Below are 10047 nucleotides of genomic sequence, written 5' to 3'. Positions count from 1 at the left end.
TGCATCCGTAGCTCAGCTGGATAGAGTACTCGGCTACGAACCGAGCGGTCGGAGGTTCGAATCCTCCCGGATGCACCATATTTTAGTAATGCGGCAGCAATATCTTAACTGACATACTGTGAAAAGGTTGCAGCGTGTACAGGGAGGATAACATCGCTAAGCGATGGCCCGAAGGGTGAGGCGTAAGCCGAATCATCCTCCCGGATGCACCATATATTGCAAATCTGGTCGCAATAACGTACTCGCATAGCGCAAGCAGTTACCGCCAGCACAAGGGATGATAACGTTGCTTTAGCAACGGCCCGTAAGGGTGAGGCGCCAGCCGAATCATCCTCCCGGATGCACCATCTTCTGAATATCTCGTCGTAACACCTTTACTGACATACTGTGAAAAGCTTGCAGCTTGTACAGGAAGAGTAAAAACGCTTAGCAATGACCCGAAGCGCAAGCGCATTATCCTCATCTTCTGTTATTCCAACTCATAGCCATTCTGAACAGCCATACCGTATAAAGCTTATAACGCTGATGCTACAGCAATCCTTTACGATCGAATTGTAAAAAACCTGCCTGATGCTTTTCCAATACCCTTTCCGTATCCTCATACTTGCTGCCTTAACAAGGCGAAATTATCACGCCGCTTTATAATATACATTTCCTCACTTTCTGCTTTTGCCGTTATATACCCCGTTAATTGCCGGTCCAGAGTCGGTTCCATAGTTACACTTTTGTGCTTTTTGGCCTCAATTAAGGCCATCTGTTAACAAGGATATAATCTGATAATAAAAAACCCTATATGTTTCAAGGCATTTGCGGATCCAAGCTGACAGCGACAAGTTCGGTGCTTTACGCTAAAGTAAACGTTCGTTGATTCAGGGACGGAGGCTTCCGTGTACGACAGTTATGACGGCTTGATATTTGATATGGACGGCACGATTCTGGATACGGAACCTACGCATCGTAAAGCCTGGCGAACCGTTCTGGCGCGCTACGATATGCGCTTTGACGACCTGTCGCTGATTAAGCTGAACGGCTCGCCAACGTGGCGGATAGCGGAAGCTATCATCAACAGCTATCAGAGCAGCCTGGATCCCCATCAGCTGGCCGCAGAAAAAACCGCGGCGCTGAAAGAGATGCTTTTCGATAGCGTCCAGCCGCTGCCGCTGGTTGACGTCGTTAAAGCTTACCGCGGTAAACGGCCTATGGCGGTCGGTACCGGCAGCGAGCACGCCGTAGCCGAAGCGCTGCTGCAACATTTAGGGCTTCGCGACTATTTTGACGCGGTTGTCGGCGCTGATGACGTTAAGCGTCATAAGCCGGAACCGGATACGTTTCTGCGCTGCGCCGAATTAATCGGTGTTGCGCCTGAGCGCTGTATCGTGTTTGAAGACGCCGATTTCGGTATTCAGGCCGCGCAGGCGGCAGGCATGGCTTTTGTCGACGTCAGGCGTCTGTGAGCGACTGGCTATACGGTTCAATGTTTGTCAGCGGTTTCCTGAGCGCCACGCTGCTGCCGGGAAACTCAGAAGTGCTGCTGGTTTCGCTGCTGCTGTCGGGAAAAGCTTCCGCGCTCGGCGTGACCGGCATTGCTGCCCTGGGGAATACCCTCGGCGGTTTAACCAACGTTATCATCGGCCGCTGTCTGCCGCTAAAACAGCAGGGGCGATGGCATAACACAGCAACAGCGTGGCTGCACCGCTGGGGGCCTGCTGCGTTACTTCTTAGCTGGTTGCCGGTTATTGGCGATCTGCTTTGCGTTCTCGCGGGTTGGCTTCGCTTCGCCTGGCTTCCGGTTGCGCTCTGGCTCGCCGTGGGCAAGACGTTGCGCTATGGCGTGCTGGCTTTCGCAACATTACAGGGCATGGAATGGTGGCAGTGATTCGCTAAGCGTCGCTATCATGATTAACATTATGCTGAACAATAATAAATTTTTCCCCAAGCGGGAGGTCAATTTGATCCCGGACGTATCACAGGCGCTTTCCTGGCTGGAAGCTCACCCTGAGGCAATGAAAGGTATTGGTCGCGGCATTGAACGCGAAACGCTGCGTGTTAAACCTGATGGCCATCTGGCCACCAGCGGACACCCTAAATCGCTGGGTTCAGCCTTGACCCATAAGTGGATTACCACTGATTTTGCTGAAACGCTGCTGGAATTTATTACGCCGGTAGATCGTGACATCGATCATCTGCTGGCTTTTCTGCGCGATATTCATCGTCACGTCTCACGCGATCTCGGCGCGGAGCGGATGTGGCCAATGAGTATGCCGTGCCTGATCGACGACAGCGATAAAATAGAGCTGGCGCAGTACGGGCGCTCCAATATCGGGCAGATGAAAACGCTCTATCGGCAGGGCCTGAAGAACCGCTATGGCGCGCTGATGCAGGTCATTTCCGGCGTGCACTATAACTTCTCGCTGCCGCTCTCTTTCTGGCAGGCCTGGACGGATGGCAAAGAAGGGCAGAGCAGCACCGACGCGATCTCGGAAGGCTATCTGCGCCTGATCCGTAACTACTATCGCTTTGGCTGGATCATTCCCTATCTGTTTGGCGCTTCGCCGGCCGTTTGTTCTTCTTTCCTGCAGGGGAAAGAGACGGACTTACCGTTTGAGCGTACCGAAAATGGTCTGCTCTATCTGCCTTACGCTACCTCTTTGCGCCTGAGTGACCTGGGTTATACCAATAAATCGCAGAGCGGACTGGGCATCACCTTCAATAATCTTCCTGACTATGTCAAAGCGCTGAAGGCGGCGATTAAAACGCCTTCGGAAGAGTACGCGCGCATGGGCGTGAAGGATGAGCAGGGCAACTGGCTGCAGCTCAACACTAACGTGTTGCAGATTGAAAACGAGCTGTATGCGCCGATCCGCCCGAAACGCGTTACGCGCTCCGGCGAAAATCCCTCCGATGCGCTGCTGCGCGGCGGCATCGAGTACATTGAAGTGCGCTCGCTGGATATTAACCCGTTCTCGCCGACAGGCGTGGATGAAAATCAGGTGCGCTTCCTCGATCTGTTCCTGATCTGGTGTACGCTGGCCGACGCGCCGGAAATGAGCAGCGAAGAGCTGCTCTGCACGCGCGCCAACTGGAACCGGGTCATTCTGGAAGGGCGCAAGCCGGGCCTGATGCTGGGTATCGGTTGCGAAGAAGCGCAGTTCCCGCTGGCGGAAGTCGGCAAAAACCTGTTTAAAGATCTGCAGCGCGTGGCGGAAACGCTCGATCGTCAGCAGGGCGATCGCCATTATCAGGCCGCCTGTGACCGTCTGGCCGCCTCGTTTGACGATCCTGACCTGACCTATTCGGCGCGTTTTTTGACAGCACTGAAAGAAAACGGGCTGGCCGGTACGGGCCTGGCGCTGGCAGAGCAGTATCATGCTCAGTTGGCGAACGAGCAGCTGGAGATCCTGACGGAGAGCGACTTTGAGCAGGAGGCTATCCGTTCAAACGTTAGTCAGCAGGAAATCGAAGAAAGTGATACGCTTAGCTTTGAAGACTTTCTGAAAAGCCGAAGCTAACGCAAAAGAAAAAGGCCACATCAATGTGGCCAAATTAACATCTCTGTTGTCAGGGATGATGATAACAAAATGCGCGTCTTTCATAGATTCAGACCACGAGTCGACAGAGAAAGTTTCATCACTGCGAAAATAAATTTATCAGAGGTAACCATATGCCATTGCTGGATAGCTTTACCGTCGATCATACCATCATGGCGGCGCCTGCGGTTCGCGTAGCGAAAACCATGAACACGCCGCACGGCGATACCATTACCGTTTTCGATCTGCGCTTCTGCCGGCCAAACAAAGAAGTGATGCCGGAGCGCGGTATCCACACGCTGGAACATCTGTTTGCCGGTTTTATGCGTAACCATCTGAACGGCGACGGCGTTGAAATCATCGATATCTCGCCAATGGGCTGCCGCACTGGTTTCTATATGAGCCTGATTGGCACGCCGGACGAGCAGCGCGTGGCGAAAGCCTGGAAAGCCGCGATGCAGGACGTGCTGAAAGTGACCGATCAGCGCAAAATTCCTGAGCTGAACGAGTACCAGTGCGGCACCTATGAAATGCACTCTCTGGATGAAGCGCAGGATATCGCGCGTCACATCATTGAGCATGATATCGGCGTGAACCACAACGACGAGCTGGCACTGCCGCAGGATAAACTGCAGGAACTGCACATCTAGTCAGTTAACCGGGCTTCCCTTGCAGAAACCCGGTTGTTTATCCCCTGGCGGCAGGGGATAGCTATCAGGAACCCACCGACTCCTTCAGCGGCTTTTGCGGCGTAACGCGAACCTGTTTAATCATATTCTCCTGCACGTCGAGGATATCGATCGCATAGTGACCGATATGCACCGTAGTGTTGGGCAGCGGAATATCTTCCAGCACTTCCAGAATCATGCCGTTAACCGTACGCGCTTCCTCTTCCGGCAGCTGCCAGTTAAAGGCCTTGTTCAGCTCGCGCACGTTAGCGCTGCCTTCAATCAGCACCGAGCCGTCATTCTGTGGCATCACTTCTTCCGCCAGCGTCGGGGACATGGAGGTGGTGAAATCGCCGACTATCTCTTCCAGAATGTCTTCAATGGTGATCAGGCCTTTAATATCGCCATATTCATCAACAACCAGACCTACTTTCTTCTTATTGCGCTGGAACTTCACCAGCTGGATGTTCAGCGGCGTGCCTTCCGGCACGTAGTAAATCTCATCCGCCGCGCGCAGCATGACTTCTTTGGTGAACTCTTTTTTCTCGGTCATCAGGCGGTAGGCTTCCCGCACGCGCAGCATACTGATGGTATCGTCCAGCGAATCGCGATAGAGCACGATGCGGCCATGCGGCGAGTGCGTCAGCTGCCGCACGATGGATTTCCAGTCATCGTTGATATTAATGCCCACAATTTCATTGCGCGGAACCATAATGTCGTCAACGTTCACTTTTTCCAGATCCAGCACGGACAGCAGCATATCCTGATTGCGATGCGACATCAGCGTGCGCGATTCATACACGATGGTGCGCAGCTCTTCTTTGCTCAGCGCGGAGGTGGCGGCGCTGTCGGTTTTCATGCCGACCATCCGCATCAGCACGCGGGTAATGGTATTCAGCAGCCAGACCAGCGGCATCATGATGATTTGCAGCGGGCCTAACAGCAGGCTGCTGGGGAAAGCGACTTTTTCAGGATAAAGCGCGGCAACGGTTTTCGGCAGTACTTCCGCAAACACCAGCACCACAAACGTCAGGATGCCGGTAGCGATGGCTACGCCTTCATCGCCGTGCAGGCGCATCCCGACGATGGTTGCCAGCGCGGAGGCGAGGATATTAACGAGGTTGTTGCCGATCAGCACCAGGCTGAGCAGGCGATCGGGGCGACGCAGCAGTTTCTCTACCCGACGGGCGGCGCGATCGCCGTTTTTAGCCTGATGGCGCAGCTTATAGCGGTTGAGCGTCATCATGCCGGTTTCGGAGCCGGCAAACCACGCCGACACCAGCACCATAACGAAAAGAATAATAATCAGCGTGGTGGTTGAAACTTGTTCCAACGAGGGAATTCCTTGTAGTGGAGGATCAGGAGGACAAAAAGTGTTGCAGCATACGGCTGCCGAAATAGGCCATGGTCAGCAGGAACGCGCCGCCGAAATTGAACCAGGCCACGCGGCGACCGCGCCACCCTTCATGATAGTGACCCCAGAGCAAAACGATATAGACAAACCAGGCCAGAATCGACAGCACGGCTTTATCCACGTTTTCACGGCTGAACAGATCCTGCATATAAAACAGACCGGTACACAGCACCAGCGTCAGCAACACTACCCCGATCTGAGTGATATGGAACATTTTGCGCTCGATGGTCATCAGCGGCGGAATGTCCTTGCTGAAAGCCAGCTTTTTGTTTTTCAGCAGCCAGTCTATCCACGCCAGCTGTAGCGCATAAAGCGCCGCAATCATTAGCGTAGCATAGGCAAACAGCGCCAGCCCGATGTGCACCATCATGCCGGGCGTGGTTTCCAGATGCGTGATAAACGCGTTGGGCACAAAGGTGGCGAAAGCCAGGTTGATCAGCGCGAAGCTGTAGACCAAAGGCAGCAGGATCCAGCCGCGATTGCGCGAGGCCACGATGGTCATAATGGCGCAGATCAGCAGGCTGACCAGCGATCCGATATTCAACAGGCTAAGGTTCTGACCGCCTTCCGCTGTGAAAATACGCTGTTCCAGCGCGACGCCATGACACACCAGCGCGACGACGGCGGAGATAACGGCCATGCCTCGCCACGCGCTCTGCTTGCGCAGCAGGCTGGGAATAATCAGGGCAAGGCTGAAAGAGTAGGCGAGCAGCGCCAGGATCGCAAAAACGGACATAGGTGGTACCGGCAAGGCTATGAAAAAAAGCAGTATAGCGCCAGCGGCCGCTGGCTCCAAACGATCTCAACGCGGATGGCTGAGATCGCCGCGTCTTCATGTTATAATCTGCGCCATTGTGTCGCCTGGCGACCTCTCATTACGTTGAGCGAGAGACGATGTTTGATAATTTAACCGACAGATTGTCGCAGACCCTGCGCAATATCAGTGGCCGTGGACGGCTGACAGAAGACAACATTAAGGACACCCTGCGCGAAGTGCGCATGGCGCTGCTTGAGGCAGACGTTGCGCTGCCGGTAGTGCGTGACTTTATCGGCCGCGTTAAAGAGCGCGCCGTGGGTCACGACGTCAACAAGAGCCTGACGCCGGGTCAGGAATTTGTGAAGATCGTTCAGAATGAGCTGGTTGCCGCCATGGGCGCCGAGAACAACACGCTCAATCTGGCCGCTCAGCCACCGGCCGTGGTGCTGATGGCGGGCTTGCAGGGTGCGGGTAAAACCACCAGCGTCGGCAAGCTGGGTAAATTCCTGCGCGAGAAGCACAAGAAGAAAGTGCTGGTGGTTTCTGCCGACGTTTATCGCCCGGCGGCGATCAAACAGCTGGAAACCCTGGCGGAGCAGGTTGGCGTCGATTTCTGTCCGTCCGACCTGAGTCAGAAGCCGGTCGACATCGTTAAAAATGCGCTTCAGCAGGCAAAACTGAAGTTCTACGACGTGCTGCTGGTGGATACCGCCGGTCGTCTGCACGTTGACGAAGCGATGATGGACGAGATCAAACAGGTCCACGCTGCCATTAATCCGGTGGAAACGCTGTTTGTGGTCGACGCCATGACCGGTCAGGATGCGGCGAACACGGCGAAAGCCTTTAACGAAGCGCTGCCGCTGACCGGCGTTATCCTGACCAAGGTTGACGGTGACGCGCGCGGCGGTGCGGCGCTTTCTATCCGCCATATCACCGGCAAGCCGATTAAGTTTATGGGCGTCGGCGAAAAAACCGAGGCGCTGGAGCCGTTCTATCCGGATCGTATCGCTTCCCGTATTCTGGGCATGGGCGACGTCCTGTCACTGATTGAAGATATCGAAAGCAAAGTCGACCGCGCGCAGGCAGAGAAACTCGCCAGCAAGCTGAAAAAAGGCGACGGCTTCGATCTCAACGACTTCCTGGAGCAGCTCAAGCAGATGCGCAACATGGGCGGCATGGCCAGCCTGATGGGCAAACTGCCGGGCATGGGCCAGCTGCCGGACAACGTTAAATCGCAGATGGATGACAAAGTGCTGGTGCGCATGGAGGCGATGATCAACTCCATGACGCGCAAAGAGCGCGAGAAGCCGGAAATTATCAAAGGGTCCCGCAAGCGTCGTATCGCGACGGGTTCCGGTATGCAGGTGCAGGACGTCAACCGTTTGCTTAAGCAGTTTGACGACATGCAGCGCATGATGAAAAAGATGAAGAAGGGCGGAATGGCGAAGATGATGCGCGGCATGAAAGGTATGATGCCGCCGGGCTTCCCGGGCCGTTAATCGAGTCGGAAAAGCGCTCAGGCGAATTAGATTGCTTTTTACGCCAAAATGAGTAAAATTTTCGGGCTTTTTATATTGCACCCGGGCCCCGTTCCCTCAATGGGGCCCGGTTGTTTTATTAACTAAAGAGGATGTTATGGTAACAATTCGTTTGGCACGTCACGGCGCTAAAAAGCGTCCGTTTTATCAGGTAGTTGTCACTGACAGCCGCAACGCTCGCAACGGCCGCTTCATTGAGCGCGTTGGTTTCTTCAACCCGATCGCTTCTGGTCAGGCTGAAGCACTGCGTCTGGATCTGGACCGCATTGAGCACTGGGTTGGCCAGGGCGCTACTCTCTCTGATCGCGTTAACGCGCTGATCAAAGAAGCTAAGAAAGCAGCTTAATCTGTCACGGTGGTCAACATGAGCAAGCAACTCACCGCCCAGCCGCCCGCTAACCCGTTAACTCTGGGAAAGATGGGGTCGGCCTACGGTATTCGTGGTTGGCTCAAAGTGTTTTCCTCCACCGAAGATGCTGAAAGCATTTTTGTCTACCAACCCTGGTTTATCCAGCGGGCGGGTCAATGGCAGCTTATCGAGCTGGAAGGCTGGAAGCGCCACAATCAGGACATGATCATCAAAGTCAAAGGCATTGACGATCGTGATGCGGCCACGCTACTTACCAATTGCGAAATTGTGGTAGACGCGGAGCAGCTGCCTCCTCTGGAAAGCGGTGACTATTACTGGAAAGACCTGATGGGCTGCCAGGTAGTAACCACGCAAGGATACGAGCTGGGCAAAGTCATTGATATGATGGAAACCGGTTCAAACGACGTTCTCGTCGTGAAGGCAAACCTGAAGGATGCGTTTGGTGCGAAGGAGCGGCTGATTCCGTTCCTTGATGGACAGGTTATCAAGAATGTCGATCTCACTACCGGCACCATCGAAGTAGATTGGGATCCTGGTTTTTGAGCTCCGGACAAGACGGTAACACTCCGGCGCAGTCGATGTGGATTGGCATAATCAGCCTGTTCCCTGAGATGTTTAGCGCAATTACCGAATACGGAGTAACTGGCCGGGCAGTAAAAAATGGCCTGCTCAGCATTCAGAGCTGGAGTCCTCGCGACTTCACTCATGACCGGCACCGTACCGTGGACGATCGTCCTTACGGCGGCGGACCGGGAATGCTAATGATGGTTCAGCCCTTACGGGATGCCATCCACGCAGCAAAAGCGGCGGCAGGAGAAGGCGCTAAGGTGATTTATCTTTCACCTCAGGGACGCAAACTCGATCAAGTGGGGGTTTGCGAGCTGGCGACCAGCGAGAAGTTAATTCTGGTGTGTGGTCGCTATGAAGGGATTGATGAGCGCGTCATCCAAACCGAAATCGATGAAGAGTGGTCGATCGGGGATTACGTGCTCAGCGGTGGGGAACTGCCGGCAATGACGCTGATTGATTCGGTCGCCCGGTTTATACCTGGCGTACTGGGCAAGCAGGCGTCCGCCGAGGAAGATTCGTTTTCCGAGGGGCTGCTGGACTGTCCGCACTACACCCGACCTGAAGTGTTAGAAGGGATGGAGGTTCCGCCAGTTCTGCTGTCGGGCAACCATGCCGAAATTCGCCGCTGGCGCCTGAAACAGTCGCTGGGCCGTACCTGGCTAAGAAGACCTGAACTTCTGGAAAACCTGGCTCTGACTGAAGAGCAAGCAAAGTTGCTGAAGGAGTTCCAAAAGGAATTCAGACGGCAACATAACGATGATGGGCAGTCCGGGCAGTAGCCGCGGCGCCTGAATATCAGTTTACCCAGGATAAGAGATTTAATTATGAGCAACATTATCAAGCAAATCGAACAAGAGCAGATGAAACAGGACGTACCTTCATTCCGTCCGGGCGATTCCGTGGAAGTGAAAGTATGGGTTGTTGAAGGCTCCAAGAAGCGTCTGCAGGCATTCGAGGGCGTGGTTATCGCTATTCGTAACCGCGGTCTGCACTCTGCATTCACCGTTCGTAAAATTTCTAACGGCGAAGGTGTTGAGCGTGTATTCCAGACTCACTCACCTGTAATCGACAGCATTGCTGTTAAACGTCGTGGTGCCGTACGTAAGGCCAAACTGTACTACCTGCGTGAGCGTACCGGTAAGTCTGCACGTATCAAAGAACGTCTGGGCGCTAAAGCAGCATCCTAAGTTAATACGAAACAGG

General features: G+C 54.2%; 11 protein-coding genes and 1 tRNA gene. 10 read left to right on the top strand and 2 right to left on the bottom strand.

Annotated features, from left to right (window positions below):
- Position 1: 1 nt before the first annotated feature.
- From ACMGEE_RS08020 to luxS, 5 genes are all read left to right on the top strand, one after another.
- Positions 2 to 78: transfer RNA gene (locus tag ACMGEE_RS08020), tRNA-Arg, on the top strand.
- An 809-nt stretch (positions 79 to 887) separates the two neighbouring features.
- Positions 888 to 1454, top strand: coding sequence for a fructose-1-phosphate/6-phosphogluconate phosphatase (yqaB, locus tag ACMGEE_RS08015; protein ID WP_253458989.1), 567 nt, complete (start codon positions 888 to 890; stop codon positions 1452 to 1454).
- Positions 1451 to 1876 (top strand): YqaA family protein, encoded by a 426-nt coding sequence (locus ACMGEE_RS08010; protein ID WP_125287465.1) that lies wholly within the window; start codon positions 1451 to 1453, stop codon positions 1874 to 1876. The genes yqaB and ACMGEE_RS08010 overlap by 4 nt, the downstream gene beginning before the upstream one ends.
- A 31-nt stretch (positions 1877 to 1907) precedes the next feature.
- Positions 1908 to 3509 (top strand): glutamate--cysteine ligase, encoded by a 1602-nt coding sequence (gene gshA / locus ACMGEE_RS08005; RefSeq protein ID WP_253458991.1) that lies wholly within the window; start codon positions 1908 to 1910, stop codon positions 3507 to 3509.
- Positions 3510 to 3661: 152 nt separating this feature from the next.
- On the top strand, positions 3662 to 4177 hold the full coding sequence (luxS, locus tag ACMGEE_RS08000) for an S-ribosylhomocysteine lyase (protein WP_125287466.1): 516 nt from the start codon (positions 3662 to 3664) through the stop codon (positions 4175 to 4177).
- Positions 4178 to 4241: 64 nt separating this feature from the next.
- Here luxS and ACMGEE_RS07995 read toward each other — a convergent pair whose 3' ends face one another.
- Positions 4242 to 5528 carry an HlyC/CorC family transporter gene (locus tag ACMGEE_RS07995; RefSeq protein ID WP_125287467.1) on the bottom strand — a complete coding sequence of 429 codons (1287 nt, stop codon included), beginning with the start codon at positions 5526 to 5528 and terminating at the stop codon, positions 4242 to 4244.
- A gap of 25 nt (positions 5529 to 5553) precedes the next feature.
- Positions 5554 to 6345, bottom strand: coding sequence for a cytochrome C assembly family protein (locus tag ACMGEE_RS07990; protein WP_125287468.1), 792 nt, complete (start codon positions 6343 to 6345; stop codon positions 5554 to 5556).
- A 158-nt stretch (positions 6346 to 6503) separates the two neighbouring features.
- Here ACMGEE_RS07990 and ffh point away from each other — a divergent pair, with 158 nt between their 5' ends.
- The 5 genes from ffh (at position 6504) to rplS (ending at position 10031) form a co-directional block, all read left to right on the top strand.
- Positions 6504 to 7865 (top strand): signal recognition particle protein, encoded by a 1362-nt coding sequence (ffh, locus tag ACMGEE_RS07985; RefSeq protein ID WP_125287469.1) that lies wholly within the window; start codon positions 6504 to 6506, stop codon positions 7863 to 7865.
- A 136-nt stretch (positions 7866 to 8001) separates the two neighbouring features.
- On the top strand, positions 8002 to 8250 hold the full coding sequence (rpsP, locus tag ACMGEE_RS07980; RefSeq protein ID WP_033739514.1) for a 30S ribosomal protein S16: 249 nt from the start codon (positions 8002 to 8004) through the stop codon (positions 8248 to 8250).
- A gap of 18 nt (positions 8251 to 8268) precedes the next feature.
- Entirely contained in the window at positions 8269 to 8817 is a 549-nt protein-coding gene (gene rimM / locus ACMGEE_RS07975; protein WP_436829873.1) for a ribosome maturation factor RimM, read from the top strand.
- On the top strand, positions 8814 to 9623 hold the full coding sequence (gene trmD, locus ACMGEE_RS07970) for a tRNA (guanosine(37)-N1)-methyltransferase TrmD (protein WP_125287471.1): 810 nt from the start codon (positions 8814 to 8816) through the stop codon (positions 9621 to 9623). The genes rimM and trmD overlap by 4 nt, the downstream gene beginning before the upstream one ends.
- Before the next feature lie 45 nt (positions 9624 to 9668).
- Positions 9669 to 10031 carry a 50S ribosomal protein L19 gene (gene rplS / locus ACMGEE_RS07965; protein ID WP_024965502.1) on the top strand — a complete coding sequence of 121 codons (363 nt, stop codon included), beginning with the start codon at positions 9669 to 9671 and terminating at the stop codon, positions 10029 to 10031.
- Positions 10032 to 10047: the final 16 nt, after the last annotated feature.

Origin of the sequence: Erwinia artemisiae (assembly GCF_051400835.1) — a bacterium.
Classification (GTDB): Bacteria; Pseudomonadota; Gammaproteobacteria; order Enterobacterales; family Enterobacteriaceae; genus Erwinia; species Erwinia aeris.
Note: the sequence above shows the minus strand (reverse complement) of the source record. Positions and strands in the feature narration are given on the sequence as shown.

What these genes read in the sequence shown, in the direction of transcription:
- luxS (WP_125287466.1), top strand. Translation starts at nt 3,662, where the DNA reads ATGCCATTGCTGGATAGCTTTACCGTCGATCATACCATCATGGCGGCG.
- rimM (WP_436829873.1), top strand. Translation starts at nt 8,269, where the DNA reads ATGAGCAAGCAACTCACCGCCCAGCCGCCCGCTAACCCGTTAACTCTG.
- ffh (WP_125287469.1), top strand. Translation starts at nt 6,504, where the DNA reads ATGTTTGATAATTTAACCGACAGATTGTCGCAGACCCTGCGCAATATC.
- gshA (WP_253458991.1), top strand. Translation starts at nt 1,908, where the DNA reads ATGCTGAACAATAATAAATTTTTCCCCAAGCGGGAGGTCAATTTGATC.
- ACMGEE_RS07990 (WP_125287468.1), bottom strand. Translation starts at nt 6,345, where the DNA reads ATGTCCGTTTTTGCGATCCTGGCGCTGCTCGCCTACTCTTTCAGCCTT.
- rpsP (WP_033739514.1), top strand. Translation starts at nt 8,002, where the DNA reads ATGGTAACAATTCGTTTGGCACGTCACGGCGCTAAAAAGCGTCCGTTT.
- rplS (WP_024965502.1), top strand. Translation starts at nt 9,669, where the DNA reads ATGAGCAACATTATCAAGCAAATCGAACAAGAGCAGATGAAACAGGAC.